17 protein-coding genes and 1 tRNA gene are annotated in these 20,561 nt (G+C 41.6%); 7 read left to right on the top strand and 11 right to left on the bottom strand.

The features are described from left to right. Nucleotides 1–128: 128 nt before the first annotated feature. Both AAEZ02_RS17010 and AAEZ02_RS17005 read right to left on the bottom strand, forming a co-directional pair. Nucleotides 129–1,118 (bottom strand): phosphotransferase, encoded by a 990-nt coding sequence (locus AAEZ02_RS17010; protein ID WP_351074558.1) that lies wholly within the window; start codon nt 1,116–1,118, stop codon nt 129–131. A 255-nt stretch (nt 1,119–1,373) separates the two neighbouring features. Further along, the gene (locus AAEZ02_RS17005) at nt 1,374–2,003 is read right to left on the bottom strand and encodes a flavin reductase family protein (RefSeq protein WP_101033923.1); all 630 of its coding nucleotides are present in this window, start codon (nt 2,001–2,003) and stop codon (nt 1,374–1,376) included. Between the two features lie 143 nt (nt 2,004–2,146). Here AAEZ02_RS17005 and AAEZ02_RS17000 point away from each other — a divergent pair, with 143 nt between their 5' ends. Next, nucleotides 2,147–2,341 (top strand): hypothetical protein, encoded by a 195-nt coding sequence (locus AAEZ02_RS17000; protein ID WP_351124155.1) that lies wholly within the window; start codon nt 2,147–2,149, stop codon nt 2,339–2,341. Between the two features lie 6 nt (nt 2,342–2,347). On the opposite strand, the gene AAEZ02_RS16995 is transcribed toward AAEZ02_RS17000, so the two are convergent. Then, nucleotides 2,348–3,091: a sulfite exporter TauE/SafE family protein gene (locus AAEZ02_RS16995; protein WP_101034795.1), complete on the bottom strand. Its 744-nt coding sequence runs from the start codon at nt 3,089–3,091 to the stop codon at nt 2,348–2,350. A 197-nt stretch (nt 3,092–3,288) separates the two neighbouring features. Here AAEZ02_RS16995 and AAEZ02_RS16990 point away from each other — a divergent pair, with 197 nt between their 5' ends. The 3 genes from AAEZ02_RS16990 to AAEZ02_RS16980 all read left to right on the top strand — a co-directional run bounded on the left by AAEZ02_RS16990 (nt 3,289) and on the right by AAEZ02_RS16980 (nt 6,803). Further along, nucleotides 3,289–4,161, top strand: coding sequence for an alpha/beta fold hydrolase (locus AAEZ02_RS16990; protein WP_351124152.1), 873 nt, complete (start codon nt 3,289–3,291; stop codon nt 4,159–4,161). 101 nt (nt 4,162–4,262) lie between these two features. Then, nucleotides 4,263–5,522 carry an alkaline phosphatase family protein gene (locus AAEZ02_RS16985; protein WP_351088753.1) on the top strand — a complete coding sequence of 420 codons (1,260 nt, stop codon included), beginning with the start codon at nt 4,263–4,265 and terminating at the stop codon, nt 5,520–5,522. Between the two features lie 684 nt (nt 5,523–6,206). Next, complete coding sequence (locus tag AAEZ02_RS16980) at nt 6,207–6,803, top strand: 2-hydroxychromene-2-carboxylate isomerase (protein WP_124012604.1); 597 nt, start codon at nt 6,207–6,209, stop codon at nt 6,801–6,803. Nucleotides 6,804–7,070: 267 nt separating this feature from the next. Here the strand turns inward: AAEZ02_RS16980 and AAEZ02_RS16975 are convergent, their stop codons facing one another. The 6 genes from AAEZ02_RS16975 to AAEZ02_RS16950 all read right to left on the bottom strand — a co-directional run bounded on the left by AAEZ02_RS16975 (nt 7,071) and on the right by AAEZ02_RS16950 (nt 12,948). Continuing rightward, nucleotides 7,071–7,262: a DUF3185 family protein gene (locus AAEZ02_RS16975; RefSeq protein WP_124012603.1), complete on the bottom strand. Its 192-nt coding sequence runs from the start codon at nt 7,260–7,262 to the stop codon at nt 7,071–7,073. Between the two features lie 224 nt (nt 7,263–7,486). After that, entirely contained in the window at nt 7,487–7,945 is a 459-nt protein-coding gene (locus tag AAEZ02_RS16970) for a DUF1499 domain-containing protein (protein WP_101033927.1), read from the bottom strand. Between the two features lie 263 nt (nt 7,946–8,208). Continuing rightward, nucleotides 8,209–9,207 carry an endonuclease/exonuclease/phosphatase family protein gene (locus AAEZ02_RS16965; RefSeq protein ID WP_351088751.1) on the bottom strand — a complete coding sequence of 333 codons (999 nt, stop codon included), beginning with the start codon at nt 9,205–9,207 and terminating at the stop codon, nt 8,209–8,211. 586 nt (nt 9,208–9,793) lie between these two features. Continuing rightward, nucleotides 9,794–10,009, bottom strand: coding sequence for a hypothetical protein (locus AAEZ02_RS16960; protein WP_124012600.1), 216 nt, complete (start codon nt 10,007–10,009; stop codon nt 9,794–9,796). Nucleotides 10,010–10,501: 492 nt separating this feature from the next. Next, a tRNA-Ser gene (locus AAEZ02_RS16955) sits at nt 10,502–10,591 on the bottom strand. A 200-nt stretch (nt 10,592–10,791) separates the two neighbouring features. Further along, complete coding sequence (locus AAEZ02_RS16950) at nt 10,792–12,948, bottom strand: M3 family metallopeptidase (protein ID WP_124012599.1); 2,157 nt, start codon at nt 12,946–12,948, stop codon at nt 10,792–10,794. A gap of 287 nt (nt 12,949–13,235) precedes the next feature. Between AAEZ02_RS16950 and AAEZ02_RS16945 the strand changes: the two genes are divergently transcribed. Beyond that, the gene (locus tag AAEZ02_RS16945; RefSeq protein WP_101033932.1) at nt 13,236–13,496 is read left to right on the top strand and encodes a DUF5062 family protein; all 261 of its coding nucleotides are present in this window, start codon (nt 13,236–13,238) and stop codon (nt 13,494–13,496) included. A 128-nt stretch (nt 13,497–13,624) separates the two neighbouring features. Here the strand turns inward: AAEZ02_RS16945 and AAEZ02_RS16940 are convergent, their stop codons facing one another. Beyond that, nucleotides 13,625–14,314, bottom strand: a complete 690-nt coding sequence (locus AAEZ02_RS16940; protein ID WP_351088749.1) for a DUF3157 family protein — start codon at nt 14,312–14,314, stop codon at nt 13,625–13,627. A 315-nt stretch (nt 14,315–14,629) separates the two neighbouring features. On the opposite strand from AAEZ02_RS16940, the gene hcp reads away from it, so the two are divergent. Both hcp and AAEZ02_RS16930 read left to right on the top strand, forming a co-directional pair. Next, a complete protein-coding gene (hcp, locus tag AAEZ02_RS16935) occupies nt 14,630–16,288 on the top strand; it encodes a hydroxylamine reductase (protein ID WP_351074545.1) in 1,659 nt (552 codons plus the stop codon). Between the two features lie 115 nt (nt 16,289–16,403). Continuing rightward, nucleotides 16,404–17,600, top strand: coding sequence for an FAD-binding oxidoreductase (locus AAEZ02_RS16930; RefSeq protein WP_351124148.1), 1,197 nt, complete (start codon nt 16,404–16,406; stop codon nt 17,598–17,600). Nucleotides 17,601–17,690: 90 nt separating this feature from the next. Here the strand turns inward: AAEZ02_RS16930 and AAEZ02_RS16925 are convergent, their stop codons facing one another. Further along, on the bottom strand, nt 17,691–19,589 hold the full coding sequence (locus AAEZ02_RS16925; protein WP_351124145.1) for a sensor domain-containing phosphodiesterase: 1,899 nt from the start codon (nt 19,587–19,589) through the stop codon (nt 17,691–17,693). Nucleotides 19,590–20,561: the final 972 nt, after the last annotated feature.

The following is a 20,561-nucleotide window of genomic DNA, read 5'->3' as shown; positions in this document are numbered from 1 at the left end:
TATAAGACGCCACATCAGAAATATAATGAGTTAAAAAAAGCGGCTTAAAATCTCTCCAGAAATACTTGACCATTACACCTTGGCCAATCGTGACAAATAGGTGGTTAATTAATTTACACTTATTGGTATTACACCATAGTAAGTTGCTTAATCGCCTGCTCGGTTAGCGATTCGGTATAAGGGTTAATTTTGCAATGCTCAACACTCCAACCTTTGACAAAACGCTGAAAATCAGCCCAAGCCACGCAATATAAAGGCCGCCATTGCTGTTGTACATCAAGCGGATTTATTTGAGGGTGAAACGCTATGAGTCCTTGCGTTAAAGCGGCAAAGTAATGATTAAGATGGTCATTAATTAAGGCTTCTGGCTCTCGATAGTTCAGCACACTGCTTAACAGCATGATCACGTCTTTCATGCCACAGCCCTGACCAATATATTGAAAGTCTACCGCAGCGGCGCGATCATCTGGGCTAAAGCAAAAATTAGCTAATTTTGCATCACCGTGTACCAAGGTTTGGTACTTAGATTGCCTCAGCGCTTGGTCGATAAGGTGAGCCGCTGACTTAAGCGGGCTTTCGGGTAGGGCGGCTAATTCATCCGGTCGGGTGCCTAGATGCCAGTAAGTGCCTATAGGCCAAAGCCCATTAGGCTCGACATGCATGTATTTAGCATGAAAATGTCCCAACCAGGTTAAACACTCGCGCACAGTCGCGGGTGTGGCAGTTTTTCTTACTTGGGTAAAACCGATGTTATATAAATCTTGTAATATTAATAGGGTTTCATCGGCTTGTTGGTCGACATGTATGCAACGGGGCAACGGGCACATTGAGTGCTCTGCATGGGCATTAGCATAGTGTTGATACCAATTAACTTCTACTTGATACGACCGCAATTTACGTTGATGCGACAGCGGCGTGTTCCAACCTTTAGGATGTGATTCTGGTTGAGGGAAACAGATATATTTTACAATCACAGACGGGTATGGCTTGCCAGTGACATAGGCTCGAAATAGCTGACCATACCCTCCCCAAAGCGGCTGTATTTTCTCGATATGATCTAGCGAAGTTGCACCTAGGGCATGGGTAATTCGCGTTAGTATATTAGGTGGAATACTCAAGGTGTTCTCGTGTTAGTGATGTTATCGATATGATTTTTTAATCGCGACCTTAGTCTTGTAATAATAGTAACAAATTTTGTTGGTTCAATTAAATATTCGCTAACATGCTAGCCAAGACTGGTTGAGGATATAGTCAATTTGATATTATTTTACTAAAAAATCATGATATTAAAGGTAGTGAAGAGACTATTTTATTGTTTTCAACAACAAGGCTGCCAATGGCAACTTTGTTGTTAAGTCATATTTATGAGTGGCTTACACCGTTGGGCGGTGTAAATCAAAGCGTAACTGGTCTGAAATACCATAATAGGCAGATGGACCGCCAGCACGTAATACCGGTTCAGCTAATGCCGTTTGATAAATCCCTTCGGCGCTGAGTAAGTGCTTTTCAATATGCACCGCCACGACTTCACCTAACACTAGCCAGCTATCAATTTTGTCACCATTTGCTGCCGTTAGCTGGATGCATTGCGACAGTTTGCATTCGAAGCTAACAGGGCTTTGTGCAATACGATCAGCCTTAACTATGTTGCCTGCTATTGGGGTTAATCCTGCAAATTCAAATTCATCGGTGCCATGAGGTAATGCCGCAGAGGTTTGATTCATTTGCTCGGCTAAACTGCGGGTGGTTAAGTTCCACACAAACTCGCCGGTTTCAACAATATTGGCGACGCTGTCTTTCCAGCCGGTACTGGCAAAACCGATAATGGGCGGATCGTAATTAAAGCAGTTAAAGAAACTATAAGGCGCGAGGTTTCGCTGGCCTTGGGCATTACGAGAGGCAATCCAACCAATTGGGCGCGGGCCTATAATGGCATTTAGTGGGTTATGTGGTAGACCATGGCCTTTGCTTGGTTCATAAAAATAGCGATTATCAGCACTCATATCTTCCCTTCTTTATATTGGTAAACTTAAATGACGTTATTAGGCATGACGATGTCATCAATATTTTGAAATCAATACGGTAAAATTAATATCATATCATCAATATCATGGCATTCATTATAGGGACAGATATGGCCATGGTTATGGCATTCATTATAGGGACTGATATGGCCATCGTTATGGCATTCATTATAGGAACCGATATGGCCATCGTTATGGCATTCATTATAGGGACTGATATGACCATCGTTATGGCATTCATTATAGGAACCGATATGGCCATCGTTATGGCATTTATTATAGGGACTGATATGACCATAGTTATGGCTTCATTATAAGGACAGTTATGCCATTAATGCAGTCCACAGCAAGCGTAAACCGACTATTATCATTAAACTGAGAATGATTTTCTTAAACTGTTTGTCGTTAAATTTATCTTGAATACGCAGCCCCAGTTTTACCCCAATCCAAGCGATAGGCGCCAACGATACAGATATCAATAAATTGCTACCATTGATTTGTCCCAGCATGCTGTAGGGAATTAACTTGACCATATTTACCACTGCAAAAAAGACTACCGCAGTGCCCAAGTATTCTGTTTTGGCTAAACGCAGTGGAATTAAATAGGCATTTAATGGTGGCCCGCCGGCATGGGCTACAAAGCTAGTAAAGCCTGCAATAGTGCCGCAAACTTGGCCAATGAACGAGGACGGTTTACCTTGTGACCATTCACCTAAAGTGAGGCCATAAATACCAAACCCTAACGAAATCCCTCCTAATATACCGCGTAAATATTGCTCGTTAAGTTGATCAAATAACAGATAAGCCACCACGATACCGACAATGGCAGCAGGCAATAAAATCCACAATTGCGCGGTATTGTGTTTTCCCCACCAAGAACGCACACTTAAAAAATCCATGTAAACTAATAACGGTAACATCACCGCTGCCGCGGTTGCTGGGCTAATCGCTAATGCCAACAACGGGACGGTTAATCCGCCTGCACCGCCAGCAAAACCTGATTTTGACATACCAGTGATTAACACTGCCGGAATAGCCACTAACCAAAATAACGGATCTGTTAACACCGATGCTCCCGCGCCAATCATTGCTATTGGCTATTGATATTAGATAATTGGAATTGGCTATTTGATATTGTTAGTCAGAGATAATATCACTGCCTTTTAGTATAGAGTCAGTTAATTAACACAATATATAACCTCAACTCCAGATAAGAGATATAACTCTACGGCACATAAACTATCAATGAAGGGATAACGAAACGATGATCCAATTGAGCGAGTGGCAGCAGCAGGGACAATACCTTCTCATTAACGGTCAGCAAATTTTTACCCGTCAAGCGGGGGATTGTAAGGCGCCTGCATTATTGCTCATTCATGGTTTTCCTAGCGCCAGTTGGGATTGGGAAGGCATGTGGTATGAATTAACCCAGCACTATTATGTGATCACTCTGGATATGTTGGGTTTTGTCTTATCAGATAAACCCAAAAATTCGGCATATTTAATAAGCGACCAAGCCGATATTTATCAGGCATGCTTATACAAGCTAGGTGTCAGTGAATATCATATTTTAGCTCATGATTACGGTGACACTGTCGCGCAAGAGTTGTTAGCGAGGCAAATTGACGACTGTAGTCCATTGACCATCGAGAGTGTGTGCTTTTTAAATGGTGGTTTGTTTCCTGAAACCCATAAACCGCTATTCATTCAGAAGTTGTTGTTGTCGCCGTTAGGGGTTTTGGTGTCTAAACTGATCAACAAACAAAAGTTTGCCCATAATCTACAACACATATTTGGGCCGTCGACACCACCTTCGCCAGAAGCGATCGACACTCTATGGCAATTATTAACCCACAATGACGGTTTGTCGGTGATGCATAAATTGATTCACTACATTACTCAGCGACAACAATACCGTGAGCGTTGGGTGGGTGCCATTATCAACAGTAAGATACCGATAAAGCTGATCGCCGGAGCGCTCGATCCGATCTCGGGTCAGCATATGATCGATCATTATCGAGATTTGATCCCCAATGCCAATGTCACTGAAATGCTAACCTTAGGCCACTACCCGCACATCGAAGATGCACAAGCCATTACCACGGCCTATTTACAATTTAGACATAGCATTGAGTGAGGCTCAAAATATTGAAAAAAGACAGCATAAAGATCAATAAAGCTGTCATGTTTAATTGATATTATTAGCCGATATTCTTTAGATTTATTGAGTAAATCACAATGCGTGTAATTGCCATCATAAGTGTCGTTATTAGCTGCATATTTTTCAGTGTGAGTAGCTTTTTTTTATTGGCTCAGCCAATTGAAGCCGCAATAGCACAGCCCGAGAAACCCTATGTTTTGCTGATTTCTATTGATGGCTATCGATACGATTACAACCGTCTGCATAAACCCAAACATCTGAGCGAATTTGCTCGCCATGCAGCGCAAGTGACTCGCTTTAAGCCATCGTTTCCCACGGTAACGTTTCCTAACCACATTACCTTAGTCACAGGTTTGTATCCCGCCCATCACGGCATAGTGTCAAACCGTTTTTATAACCATACTCTGCAGCAGCCCTATGGGTTGAATATTAAACAAGCTTTGACCGATGGCCGCTTTTACCATGGGGTTCCATTATGGTCATTAGCGGGTCAACAAGGGTTAAAAAGTGCCAGCTATTTTTGGCCAGGTTCAGAAGCCAAAATTGCGGGTCACCGTCCAGATTATTGGCTGCCTTACAAAGATGATGCGGCAAATAATCAACGAGTACAGCAGGTGTTACAGTGGTTTAATTTGGCCGAAGATCAGCGTCCACAATTTGTGACCTTGTATTTTTCAGACGTTGATACTGCCGGGCATCTCTATGGTCCAACATCAGATAACACCTACCAAGCAGTGCAGAACGTTGACCAAGCCATAGGGCAATTACTGACTGGAATAAAAGCCTTACCCTTTAAAGTGAATGTAATTATCACCTCCGACCATGGCATGACTAAGGTTGACGGATTTGAACGTGTATATACCGACAAACTGTTTGCTGGCAATGAAACGTTAAAAGATAAATTTAGCTTTAACAACGATGCCGCATTTTCGTTAGTGACTGCGACAGGGCAAAACAAACAGCAAGACTTAGCCGCGTTAGAAGCATTAACCCAAAAGGTACCCGGTTTACAGTTTTATCGTCAGCAAGATATACCGGCCAATTTACACTTTAGCGCGAATCCCTCTATTGAAGATGCGGTACTGATCAGTAATCAACACTACATTACTAGTAGCGATGCACGGGCAGGGCGCATTGGTAAGCACGGCTACGATGCCAATGTGATTACCGACATGAATACTGTGTTATATGCTCAAGGACCCGCGTTTAATCAAGTCACCATAGCCAATGCTGAAAACATCCATTTATATCCTCTTATCGCCCATATTTTAGGCTTAACCATAACAGAACCCATAGATGGCCAGTTAACCGTGTTAGCGCCTTTATTAGGCAAATGATTACAGATAACACTCGTCGACGTGTGCCATGATTCATGCTTGTTTATCTCAATCAACATGGGATAAAAAAAGCTAAATAGACATTACGTCCAGTTGCAATATAAGATGATATTGTACAAATGAGTGGTGTTTTGGTGTTACGTTAAGCTTAGTTATTGCAATAACGTCAGCAGATATAACTGTACTACTCGCGTTTTTTTTATGGGCCTAATAGGGCCTGTTGATCTTTCAAGGTTGTTTTTGCAGCGAATTGTTGCTCATTACTTAAACATGAGCTATGAAGCAGAGGCTGTGTGGTGTAGTTATTCTACATAAAAAGCCAATAACGCAGTAGAAATGACCAACAAAAGCTGCCCGAAGGGTTCGGCTAAAAACGTTTTACTCTTTGTTGAGCGAATTTTGCTTAGATTGCTAGGCAGCAATCCACTCGCCTCGATTAAAACGTTTTTATCTCGAACAAAATTTAACCAGCAAAGATCAACAGGCCCTAGCTTTCAATGCAATATTTCTATTGGTGTAAAGCGTGACTATCTTCTGATGTCATCTGAGTTATTAAACCTGCCAACACCTGCTATAGTTTGAGTAGCGATTACCCAGCACCGAATACAGTATGTTCAAGATGAATTTAAAATGAAATCATGGGGTCGTGTTAATTATCCCATTAACATAAAGGTAGTGCCAACCATGACAACAGCAATAGATTATTACTTTACTAGCCTCTCTCCTTATACTTATTTAGGCCACAACACCTTTATCTCGTTGGCAAATAAGTACCACTTAGGGATAAACTATAAGCCCATTAAACTGTCAAAATTATTTGCGGTATTAGGTGTGCTGCCTGTAAAACAGCGCCCACAAGCTCGACAAGACTATCGCTTAATAGAGCTAGCTCGCTGGGCAAAAAAGCGCCAATTACCGCTTAGTCTACATCCGGTTTTTTTCCCTGCAGACCCTAGTTTGGCAGATAAGTGCACGATTGTATTACAGCAAGCTGGGCAAGAGGTCAGCGAGTTTGTCGGCAATGTGCTGGCAGCATGTTGGGCTGCAGATCAAAACATTGCTGATGAGGCAGTTATTAGACAAATATTAACCTCGGTTAATATCGATGCAGACAGTGTTTTACAGCAAGCGCTATTAGCCGATATCGATGCAATATACGAAGCCAACACCTTAGACGCTATCGAGAAAGGTTTGTTGGGTGTGCCAGCTTATGTGTATGAAAAAGAGCAATTTTGGGGACAAGATAGATTAGATTTACTTGATGATAAGCTGAGTGAGTAATGTTATTTAGATGACAGCCTAAAGCAAGATTGCAGTGACTATTTACTGCAGCCTGCATCGATCCCAATAGTTACAGAATGAGCATTGGTTATTTAACAACTTGTTTTAAAAGATAAGTTTAGCTGTATGCTCGACGTTAATGTGCAGTTCTTGCAACAAATAACCTTGCATATAAATAGGCATAATAAGGCGTTAACAATAAATAATATTTATTGTTAACGCCTTATTATCGTCAAATACTTTGCTAAGTGTTTAACCACAACAAATTTACTTTAATTTTGTGATACCAATTAACACGCAAATGATACCCCCCACCATTCCTGCCCAAGCTTCAATAGGCGCATCACCACTTAACGCTCGGCTAAATTGAGAGCCCGCTGAATCATAAATATTGTAGCCCCACATAGCTAAAAAAATACCCGCAATAACAAGCACGATCCCAATAATTTTATTATTCATTCTTACTCCTGACTTTTAAGAGGTCACAGTTGATGAGGTTACAGATAATGGACCTGAAACTAATGGCACTTACGAAATCAATAACGTTTCGTTATTGGGGATCCCCGATAAATTTTCTGTCAATTTCCAGAGAAATGATAGCTTCCATCGAGTCCATTTTAGCTAAAATTGGACTGACAAAAGCTAAACCACTATTACCTATATAAATTACGTTTGTAAATTTTTTATTGTTGTTCATATGCGTTAAATTTATTTCTAATTTGTTCTATTCGCTCCCGATTAACACCAAAGTCAGAGTGTCCGATACGTGAAGCTGATCTGACATGTATGGATATTTTATCGGATATTGTAGATGGGAAATAAAACTCAACATCGTCAACAAACTGCAATACCTGAGAGGTAAACTCAACTCGAATATAATTTTCCTCAACCACGACGATATTTGTTCGCTCCGAGGCCTTTAATATGTGTAAAAGGCGCACTTTCGCTTGTTGCTGCGTTCCGATGAAATCGATCGGTGCTATAAAATGTTCTTCATCTGCTGCTTGTTGACTATTGACACAGTTTGGCGAGTCAGGGCATGGCATTAATTGGCCATCATTTAAGCCCAATGTAGGTACAGTGCCAGAGCAACCCATTAACAGCATCATGCTGAGTGTAATAATTGAAATCTGTTTGTACATTGTTGTCATCCTCTAGTGTTGTCGTATTGTCTTTATGAGTTACGCTGTGTGCGAGGCATAAATCGTTTGTTAGGCTTGGTCGATACCTAGTCAATACTATTTAGTATTATTTAAAGATAGAAATTTGCTTTTTAAGGGGAGGTTAGTAATAGCTCACTCATTATTGGCCACCAAATTCGAGGTGATATTATTACCTCATAAGTGAGATTAGGCAATAAACAGTTATTTTTTAAGTATATGTTCATCAATCTCGCTATTGTTGCTTAGGGTGCTTCTCCAGGCTTCGGCACATCATTCTTACTCACTTTCTGCTCTGTTGATACTGCTTTGGCCCACTCATGCTCACAAGCACCGGCTTTAATACCTTCCTGGTTGGTACTTTGCGACGGAGTAAATGAGAGCCTAGTCAGTAGAGGGAAATGATCCGAACCAATCGAAGGTAAGCGTTGAATGTTTTGCAAAGTAAAATGCCGACTGTGAAACAAATGATCCAAAGGCCAACGCAAGAGCGAGTAATCCACGTGAAAAGTGTTAAATGCTCCACGCCCCACGCGCGGATCAAGCAGGCCACTAATTTTACGAAAAAGACGAGTTGTGGCAGACCAAGCCACATCGTTAAGATCACCGGTTACAATCACAGGTTGGTCACTCTCGGCTACACTTCGAGCCACTATCACCAATTCAGCATCTCGCTCCGCCGATTCAGCGTTTTCTGTTGGGCTTGGGGGCGCTGGATGGAGAAAGTGCACGCGAATGTGATCTCCCGTACGTAACGTTAATGTTGCATGTATCGATGGAACATCCTTCTCAACCAAATAGCAGATTTCTTGCTCGCCTAACGGCAAGCGTGAAAACACATGCATACCATAAAGGTTATCCAGAGGACATTTGATGCTGTAGGGCATGTCAGTTTCTAATATCTTAAGTTTGTTTTCCCACCATTGGTCGGATTCCAGTGTGACTAGTACATCAGGCTTATGCTTGTTAACCAGCTGGATCAACGCTTCTGCATTGCGATTTGGTGTGAGTACATTCGATGTGATAATGCTGAGTTGATTGTCGGCATTGAATTCAGTGGAGGTTTTGACCTCCTTGGGAAATAAAAAAGTATAAGGCAATATCCAGCACAACTGCCAGATTAAACACAGCATAGTGACCAAAATCAGTGCCTGTGTATTGATCATTTGAGTGTCGAGAAAAACAACATCAGCGATCAACAGCACCGTTGCCAATATCGTCAACTGCAATCGAGGGAAATCCATGCCCCTGACAATCCAATGCGGATGTCGCGACAAAGGCAACAAAGTAGCTAGTAGGATCAATAGCGTACAAAATGTCAGTATCGTTAACATAGAGAGCCTAGTTTTGTATGGATAATTTTAAGATAACACGACTCGCCAGATCCTCGTGGTTGATATTTTCGCCCAACGCTGGCGCGCGGTGCAGCCTTTGCTCGTTAGTGTTTGTCCAACGTCGGCATAAGTAACCTCAATTCTGGATAATAAAGCTTATCAAACAACCCTATATTTTGCTATCTGCCTTGTTAGCAAAACACATGGCTAATTTGATATTACAGAGTTGAAGTAAACCCGTTTTTAACGATTTATCCCATCTATTATCCAGCGTCGAGGTGAGTAACAAAAGCTCCTTAATCACCCATTCTGGTTCATCAAACTGTACCTAGTGTTCGCAGTTTTGCGCCAATACAGTTTTCTGTGTGGGAAAACGTGCGTCCAACCTTGCCATAGTTCGCCCCATATTTTGGATCTTTATTCGCGAAAAAACAGATACGCAGGCTTATTAGTGATTTTCTATGGAAGCAATCACAGATAGTGGTATATCGTTAATTTACGGATAATCAGGTAAGGGTTGTTTACTCCAAAAATTAACAAACTGACTCGACATGCTATTTTCCTTATCGGCAAGTTTGATCTGTGTTATCTCATGATGACCTTGCTTCAGGTCTATTACGCGTAGCATATCAACATCATGCTCTGACGATGGCTCAAGTTCGTTTACGTTATTAAATGTGGTTTCCGTATAAACAGCAAAGGATAAAGCCATACAAGCTATTAAAAGGTATTCAAAATGAATCCTTAACGCACTAACTTTTATTGAATGGATCGAATAATAAATTAGGCCGCATAAGTAATTGATTTATTTCATATTTTATTGCTATGCCTTTGATGTGAATCTTCTAATCTTTTCTGTTTTACAGCAACAAAACGAGCCAGCACGATTAAAGTATTGAACAAACCTTGAATTAATGTGCATTTCATTTGAAATCAATAGTCTAAATGTCTATATAAAAAAGTGCATGGGTTGATATTTTTGGTAGTCAAATGTGGCGGAGGGATAGCTTGCTTGTAATAAAGAGGAACCCGTGGGTTTAAATGCTACAGACACAAAAAAGCCCTATCATTTCTGATAAGGCTTTTTCATTGAATGTGGCGGAGGGATAGCTTGCTTGTAATAAATAGGAACCCTGGGTTTAAAGTCCTATCTTTCGCCCAATAAAAAGGCCCGCTATAAATAGCAGGCCTTTTTATTTAAATGTGGCGGAGGGATAGGGATTTGAACCCTAGAACGGGATAAACCGTTGCCGGTTTTCAAGACCGGTGCATTCGACCACTCTGCCATCCCTCCGAACAGGGTGGATAATAAGGGTATTGGCGAAAATGTAAAGCCTTGAGGTGTTTAATGGCACAACAAATGTGCAAAATGACACAAATAAGCTCACGGTTGCGCAATATTTATCCTGTATTACCCTGGTGACACTTTTATTATTAGTTAGCCTCTCGACGGGGTGAGTTACCAAAGTCGAGAGGCTAATGACTTTTTCGTGATTAGTTAACCAAACCACGGCGCTTTAATAAGGCGTCGGTAGTGGGTTTTTTACCGGTAAAGTCGATGTAGTCTTGCATCAGATCTTGGCTGTTACCTTTTGACAACACTGTGTCACGGTACTTTTGGCCATTCTCTAGGGTTAATCCACCATTTGACATCATGTAAGAGAATGAGTCAGCAGCAAACACTTCAGTCCATAGGTACGCATAGTAACCTGCTGAATAGCCGCCAGCGAAGCTGTGGCTAAAGTAGGTTGTTTTGTAGCGAGGTGGTACAGGCGTGTAATCTAAACCGTGTTTAGCCAGTGCTTGTTGTTCAAAGGCCGTAACGTCGGTGATTTCAGTTCCAGCAGCAATAGAGTGCCATTCCATATCAAGTAGCGCAGCGGCTAGGTATTCAACCGTATTAAAGCCTTGGTTAAAGGTGTGTGACTTTAATACTTTTGCGAGTAACTCTGCTGGGATTGGTTCGCCCGTTTGGTAGTGCTTAGCGTAATTGGCAAGCACTTGTGGGTCGACGCTCCAGTCTTCATTAGCTTGTGATGGAAACTCAACAAAGTCACGCGCGGTTGCGGTGCCCGCTAGGCTAGGGTAGTTAACTTGTGAGAACAATCCATGGATAGCATGGCCAAATTCGTGGAACATGGTGTTAACTTCGTCGAATGTCATCAGTGTTGGCTGACCTTCGGCTGGCTTAGGAATATTCAGCGCGTTATAGACCACAGGCTTAGTGTTTTGCAAGAATGACTGGGTGACAAGTTCGTCCATCCAGGCGCCGCCACGTTTGCCTTGGCGAGCGTATGGGTCTAGATAGAATAAGCCAATTGAGCTACCGTCTTTGTTAAAGACTTCATAAGCTGACACGTCTTTGTGCCATACCGGTAAGTCATTGCGTGGTTTAATCGTGATGCCGTAGAGTTTGTTCATGGCGAAGAACAAGCCATCGTTTAGTACGGTATTCATTTCAAAATACGGCTTAACTTGGTTGTCGTCTAAGTCATATTTGGCTTTACGTACTTTTTCTGCGTAGTACGCCCAGTCCCATGGCTGAAGTTTGAAATCTTTGCCATCTTTAACAATTTCGGCTTGGATGTCAGCGGCTTCGACTTTGGCCTTAATCAGTGCTTTTGGTGCTAGGTCGTCAAGTATTCCATAAACCGCTTCTGGGTTTTTGGCCATTTGGTCGCCTAAGGAGTATGCCGCCCAAGTTGGGTAACCTAATAGTGTGGCTTTTTGTGCCCGCAGTTGAGCTATTTTGATGTTTAACGGCGCGTTAGTGTCCATGGCGCGATAAGCTGAGGTTTCCCACAGTTGTTTGCGAACATCACGGTTTTTAAGGCTAGACAGTAGCGGCTGAGTGGTGGTGTTCACTAGCGTGATCATGTAGCCCGTTTTGCCAGCATCTTTTGCTGCAGCAGCTAATGATGCGATGTCGCTGTCTGACAAACCATCAAGTTGAGCTTTGTCTTCGATGACGATAACGTCAGCTGTAAATGATTTTAAAACGTTTTGTGAAAAACTGGTTTCAAGTTTGGCTAACTCACCGTTTAGCTCACGCATTTTCGTTTTGTCTGCGACAGATAATTCAGCACCTGCGCGCACAAAACGGTCGTAATACACTTCAACCAAGCGTAAATCTTCGCCTGTTAATGCGGCTTTGTTTTTATATATAACTTGGACGCGAGCAAACAGTTTTTCATCAAGGTAGATGTTGTCTTGGTGTGCGGTTAACTTAGGCACAATCTGTTCTTCAACGCTGATGAAGTTGTCGTCTGAAATAAGTCCTGAAAGATTGAAAAAAACACGTTGAGTTCGGTCTAGTGTGGCTCCGGTTTTTTCTAACGCGACAATGGTGTTGTCAAACGTGGCTGGTTCGCTGTTATTGGTGATAGTTGCGATTTCAGTTTTGTGCTCTAGCATTCCTTGCTTAAATGCAGGCAAGTAGTCGCTGGCTGTAAACTTGTCGAACTGCGGCGCCATGTATTGTAAAGGGCTAGGTGTTAACAGTACGTTGTTGGCAGTTGCAGGAGCTTTAGTCATTGTTTTTGTTGCCTCAGCGGCGGTTTTGTCTGCCATGGCAGTATCTACTGATGGCTCTGAACAGGCGCTGAGCATCAGTGCAGCACTCACTGCAGTGGTAATAAGTGTTTTGCGCATTGAAATATCCTTGGGTCTTTGCCCTTTTAGGTGTTTTTATGCCTATTCGAAATGTAGCTGTGGCGAACAATAGTGACAATAAAAACGTAATGAAATAACCACAATACAATAACAAGACTGCGTCTTGCAGCATAGGTTAAAGGGATAAACTATGAATAATTATTGTAACGAAACTTACCAATAGTGATGTTTGTTAGGTTTTGGGGCATTCTTGGCGCAATTGTAGTGGCAATTTGTGGATATTCGCGTAGCTTAATAGTGATAAATAAGCACGATGAGGCTGATAGATGAAAGTTGGTAAACACGATACAAAACTGCTCAAGCTCGCGATGGAGATTGGCATGGGATACGCGCAAAAGCGTGGTTTTGATGATTTTGGTAAAGGCATTTCGCCAAAAGATAAAGTCGAATGTATTTATCGATTATTGGTTCAAGACAACTTAATCCAACCCTTAGCCGAAGATAAAGATGATGGTCCAAATCGCAAACATAAATTGATATTGTGGATTAGTAAGCAGCTGCCTAAAGAGCATGAATTGTTAAACTAATCAGTGTCCCTATGCGGAGGGTGTGTTAACACTTTGGCGCGCAAAGACTAAGCCTAAATGAAATATTGATTTCGCTTAGGCTTTTTTATGTCAATTTTTAGTCGCTATCTGTTGAACTGGATGCAGGGTTAGCGAGACTCAATTTCGACAATTTTTAAACTTATCAACTGCTTTTGCCATTGCTGTTGATTAATATCTTCTATCCATAGGGTATCACTTTGGCGATGCTGTCCTTTACGCAGGTAAGTGTCTGGCATCCTAGGAATAGCTTCCCACGCTTGTAGGTTTTCTTGTTTGATCAGTTCACCTTGGTCGTTATAAAAGCTGGCTTCAACTTCAACCAGGGTGACATGCTCGTTACTGCTGCTGTCAAAATCAAACACTAAGCCGACGTTGTCATCCTTCCATTTGGTGTCTACAAGGGTGATTTTAATGCCATCTTTGGCCGTGCTGCCTAACAGTTCTGGTTGTGCTAATGCCGCTGCCGTTAAGCGTGTGGTTGATACCTGAGTATTAATTGCTGCCGCAGTGGGCATGGTAACCGTTGGTGCTGCAACAGGTGTAGTCACTGCTGCTATTGACGCTGCAGATGCAATGGTAGGCTGTGTTACTACGTTTGCTTGCTTTGTGATGCCTGCTTTAGCGGCTTGCACTGGTTGACTGACGGTTTCGGTAATGATGTATTCCCAGGTAAAGTCATCTTTTAGGCGAACATTAGCGCCATTGTCTAAAGTGATGACTGCAACATCGGCGGCCATTGCTGCAGGGGCAAGCACCAACAATAGGGTCGATGCGATAACATTAAGCTTGGTTTTCATCTGTTCATCCTGATTGAAAATCTTTAATTAATTCTACTTGTTTTCATTGGGTAAATGGAACGTTTTTTAAAGACCGACTGTTACTATCATATCGACTTATACTGACATTGATAATAGGCCTTGTTGTGGTACCTATCGGTGTTCATGCTTGAACAAGCTAGAAAAAAAGCTAATTACATTAGCGATCGCTGAAGGTGACGTAGCTCGTAAAATACAACATTGGTCTTAAAAATGGGTTTTGCTTTACGGTGTAAAGAGTAAACTCATTTATAACATGTAAACTTTATACATGAATAATATTTGAGGAGTAGAGTTATGTTTTGTGTGCAATGTGAGCAAACCATTAGAACACCAGAAGGTAATGGCTGTAGTTACTCGCAAGGAATGTGCGGCAAGTTGGCGTCGACGTCTGATATTCAAGACTTATTAATTTATATGCTGCAAGGCGTGTCTGCTTACGCAATTAAAGCCCGCGAGTTCGGCATTGTAGACAACGACATTGATGTCTTTGTTCCTAAGGCCTTTTTTGCCACACTCACTAACGTAAACTTTGACGATGAACGGTTAATTGATTATGCCTATCAGGCTCAAACCTATCGTGACCAATTAAAAGCCGCTTATATAGCTGCTTGTAAAGACAAAGGCATAGAGCCTGAAATAGTCAGCGCCCAAGGTGAGATATTACTTGGTGCATCTAAGCCTGAAATTTTAGCTCAAGCGCCAATAGCACTGCCTAATCGTGGTGACGTGCATGAAGATATTCTTGGCTTACGCTTATTATGCTTATACGGCTTAAAAGGCGCGGCTGCTTATATGGAGCATGCTCGCGTATTAGACCAAACTGATGTTGATGTGGCTGCTGAGTTCCATAAAATCATGGCATTTTTAGGTGAAGACTCAGTTGATGCTGACAAGTTATTTGCTACCTCAATGGAAATTGGCCAATTAAACTATCGCATTATGGCGATGTTAGATTTAGGCGAAACCACCTCATTTGGCCACCCTGAGCCAACGCAAGTGAATACAAAATCTGTTAAAGGCAAGGCGATTTTAGTGTCTGGCCACGACATGAAAGATTTAGAGCTTATTTTGCAACAAACCGAAGGCAAGGGCATTAATGTCTTTACTCACGGCGAAATGTTACCGGCTCTGGCTTACCCAGCCTTTAAAAAGTACCCGCATTTAGTCGGTAACTACGGCGGCGCTTGGCAGAATCAGCAAAAAGAATTTGCCACTTTCCCTGGTGCAGTGGTGATGACCTCAAACTGTATTATCGACCCTACTGTGGGTGAATACTCTGACCGTATTTATACTCGTAGTATTGTCGGTTGGCCTGGTGTGACCCATGTTGAAGGTGATGACTTTAGCGAAGTGATTAATAAAGCACTCGCGCTTGAAGGCTTTATCTATGATGAAATCCCCCACATGATCACCATTGGTTTTGCTCGCAATGCATTAATGGCTGCAGCACCAACAGTGGTTGAAAACGTTAAGAATGGTTCTATTAAGCACTTCTTCTTAATTGGTGGTTGTGATGGCGACAAATTAGAGCGCAATTACTTTACAGACTTAGCTAAGTCTGTGCCTGATGATTCAATTATTTTGACCTTAGGTTGCGGTAAGTACAAATTCAATAAACTGGAATTTGGCGACATTAACGGTGTGCCACGCTTGCTAGATATTGGCCAGTGTAATGATGCATATTCTGCTATTCAGTTGGCGTTAGCGTTAAAGGACATTTTTGAATGTGACCTTAACGACTTACCGTTAAGCATAGTGTTGTCGTGGTTTGAGCAAAAAGCGATTGTAGTGTTGTTAACCTTGTTGTCTCTTGGGGTGAAAAACATTCGTACTGGCCCAAGTGCACCAGGATTCTTAACCGAAAACCTAGCAAACATTTTAGAGCAACAGTTTGGTTTACGCACCACTACCGATGTTGAAACAGACTTAAAAGCCATGATCAACGTGGCGTAATCTTGTTATAACAATAGTGCATCTAAGCCCAGCTTATTTGCACTATTGCGATTAATGGCACTATGGGATTATCCATATTGCCACCTCTCTTTTTTACTGCGTTAAAGGCATCAAAATGAGTAGTACTCCCTCCGTTGGTTTTTCATTTTCACAAGCGCTTTCTGCCCAAACGGCTAAAAAGGTTACCCCAGTTAGTGATGCTCCACCTGTGGTTGAACCTGCTGTACTGGCAACTCCGAAAGCACTTTTGGCTGCCGATAACTGGCAACGAGGTGAAGTACAGCTTTGCTGTGTTGAAAAATGGAATGAAACCCACGATGTGGTCAGTTTTCGCTTTCAGGGACTTACACCGGTTAAATTTAATTTTAAACCGGGACAGTTTATTACCTTTAAATTAGCGATTAATGGCGACAAGGTTTACCGCAGTTACACTATTTCATCGTCACCTTCACGACCATTTTCATTAGTGATCACGATTAAAAAAATCACTGGTGGCGTGGTGTCTAATTACTTAACTGAGTCGCTGAACGTAGGCGATGAAGTGACTGTTACTGGCCCTGATGGGATATTTAACTTAGTCGATATTGAGGCCGATAAGTACTTATTTTTAAGTGCCGGTTGCGGCGTGACGCCAATGCATTCTATGTCGCGCTGGCTTTGCGATACCACCACCGACAGCGATATTGCCTTTGTACACAGTGCCAAAACGGTTGATGACATTATGTTTGCCAATTCAATGGCGTCGATGGCATCACGAAGCCCAAAATTCAATCTTAATTATATGCTTAAGTCGGATGACAATAGCCAAATTCTCATTGATAAACATGAGGATACAGGCTTTGGTATTGGTCGATTAAACTTAGCAAGCCTAATCAAATTAGTACCAGATTATCAGCAGCGTACGGTATTTGTGTGTGGTCCTGAATCTTATATGAGCGACGTGAAATTACTGTTAGAAGCTGCCGAATTTGATATGAGCCAGTTCAATCAAGAAAGCTTTGGTGCAAGTAGTGCTATGGGGTTGAAAGCCGCGATGGAAAGTAATCCATCTACCGAGCAGTTTATGTTGAGCATTGGCGACAAACAGATCCCATTAACGGGCAATCAAAGCCTACTTGATGGTATTGAGTCTGCAAAGTTACCGATTATTGCTGCTTGTCGTTCTGGCGTATGCGGGGCGTGTAAATGTCAGGTTGTTTCGGGCACCACTGAGTCGTCTAGTAAGATGGCATTAACGGCTGAAGAAATTGCGGCAGGTTTTGTGTTGGCATGTTCGACCAAAATAACCTCAAATGTGCGCTTACAAATGTAATGGGTATGATCCAAGGGTGCGTCAGTTGACGTATCCGCCCTTAATGATGGTACATACTCTAATCCTGCTTTGTGTCCTAACTGGCGAAGGTTAAAACAGTGGTGTCATTGAGGGAATGAGGTATTGCTGGGCAAAAGCATTGGCATCTACCGGTTTTCCCAGATAATAACCCTGCCATATATTGGCTCCTTGCTTGGCAACAAAATCGGCTTGAAATTGATTTTCGACCCCTTCTGCCACTAATGACAACTGTAAGTTATTGGCCATGGCGATAATGGTGTTCACCAACTGTCGGCTCTGTTCTGAGGTTTCAAGATTGTGAATAAAACTGCGATCAATTTTAATTGAGTTAAAAGGGTAATACTGCAAATAACTGAGTGATGAATAGCCAGTACCAAAATCATCTAACGACAAACGGATCCCCTTCCGATGTAACTTGCTCAGTACTTCTTGGGCATATGCGGCATCATGTATTAACGCATTTTCTGTTAGCTCAATCTCAAGCAAATGGCCGGGTATTTTGTATAACTCAAGCAAGTTAACAATTTTATCGACCAAGTAGCTGTCTTTGAGTTGTACTGGAGACAAATTGATCGCCAGATAAAAATCTTGATTGTATATTTCGCGCCAATAAGCTAACTGTTTCAGAGCGCTTCTTAATACAAAATAACCGATTTCAATGATTTGCCCTGAATGTTCTGCAATTTCAATAAAGTCGACCGGTGAAACTTGGCCTAAAATTGGGTTATGCCATCTTATAAGTACTTCGGCGCCGACAACACTTTGGCTTTGGGTGTTTACAAAAGGTTGATAATGCAATGACAACTCATCGCGCTGCAGTGCCGCCCTTAATAATGATTCCATTTTTATACGACTAGACAGTTCAGATTCCATTTTTGGGTTAAAAAACTTATAGCTATTGTTATTACCCATTTCACAATGTGATAGCGCGGCGCTGGATTTTCTTGATAGGTCCATAAATCCACTACCATCATTGGGGTAAAATGCGACTCCCATTGCTGTGGTAATGGAGAGTGATAATTCATCAACATAAATATCTTGGCTAAATTGCTGACATAAGCGGCTGCAAAAAACCGCCATCTTGTTGGCATACTGCTGTTTTTTGGTCGGGATAATGATGCAGAATGTGGTTTCACTGAAAATGGCAAGATAGGTACTATTATTAGTAAAGAGTTGCAGTTTTTGGACAACGGTATTGCGCACTTTGTCACTTATGTCATAACCAAATCCGTCTTGAATTCTCTTTAGGTTAGTGATGCTGAAATGAATTATCGAAATACTAGTCAACTCATTTTTTGCAATAAGTTTGTTAAACACTTTTTCGAGCTGGTTAAATTTAGGCAAACCAGTGACGGAGTCGAAACGTTGCTGGATATCTAATAGTTTTTCCGCCGCGATGCGTGAATCGATTTCTTGCATTAAATCGCTGTTAAGCTTCTCTAATTCAAAGGTGCGCTGTGCAATACTGGTTTCTAAATGTAAATTGGCTTGTGCAAGTTTTTCCTTTTGCGCTAACATTTCTAGATTACCTTCAATACAGCGACGAAAACACTCCATCAACATCATAAGGTCGCCTGAGTAACTATTTGCTTTTATGTCTAGCATGCAAATGGTGCCAAAAGGCTCCCCATCGGGCCAATTGAGGGGTAAGCCATAATAAGACATCATACCTACTGCAAGCGCAGGGTTTGTGCACCATTTGGGATCTTCTAGGGCATTTTCGACATGTAATTTAGTTTGTTGAACAATTACTGATTCGCAATATAAACCATGACCCAGCGAGTCCTTCATCCCAGCCGCAAATGGACTGTTAGTATTATTGTTGGCAACAAAGACTTCTAATTCATGAGTATGAAGTTTCATGATTAATGATGCTGGCACTTTAGCGACCTTGGCGATGAGGTCTACTGTGGTTTGCCAAGACGTTAGCATTTCTGCTGGTATCGCAATAGTGTTGTTTTTCAACATCGTATTATCCCTACTTTCATTGTCTTGTTACTCAATAAACAGACCGTTTGTATATTAAAAAACGTTAACAGCTTGCCATTTTGTAAGGTGCGCACATTCGAGTTAATCACTAACAGCTATATTGTTAGCTCTATATAAACCTATATAAAGGTATATAAAGGTATATAAAGGTATATAAACCTATATATTATTTTAATCACATATCAACATGCTATTACATAATGTGAGGCCATGAATGAAGGGGAAATACTGATCAGGTAATTTCTAAAGAGTCCATTCTGTTGCTACATAACAGGTCTAGCAATGTTAAGTGCAGTAGTTGCTCTTCTTCCATGAATCTCATATCGCTCTTTTACACCGTACGCTTACACAGCACTCTTACAACCTAAGATAAATGCTCTATAACAGTGTTAGTCATAAATATCGTTTGTACGCTTCAATCTATACGGTTTTTATTTAACTTTAACGCTCAATCAGCGACAGGATAAATAGATAAAAACCACTTTGATAACCGACTATTACCCCGAGCTGAGGTTATTTATCAACCTACTCAAATAAGTTGTGTTATGCAAACATTAATTAAACTTATATTAGGTGATCCGAATTCACTCTGTGGCAGAGCGAATACGGATATACAACTGAGTCGTCAGCGAGCCGTTAAATCTGTCCTCGATCGAGTATAGGCGGGTTAAGGGGTTGTTGTGACATTTATGTTGTTTAATTTATTTAGTTAACATTTCATGGAACAATAATTTTCATGTTCTTTGTTATAACGGCTTATATCATCACCAGCTTAGGCCATTTTATAAAGTGGATTTGTTTGTGGGAGGCTAGCTTGGGACAAAAATAAGCCAGCAGCACCGAGTGTGTTCTGATGGCAAAGCCGGTTATCCTCTTGCGGCTTGCGATCTTTTTTAGTGACTAGATTTAGTACTTAGATTTAGAGCTTAGCGTTAGTACTTAGATAAGTAC

This window comes from Shewanella sp. T24-MNA-CIBAN-0130, from assembly GCF_040310185.1.
Lineage (GTDB): Bacteria > Pseudomonadota > Gammaproteobacteria > Enterobacterales > Shewanellaceae > Shewanella > Shewanella psychromarinicola.
This window is presented reverse-complemented; position numbering and strand designations above follow the sequence as displayed.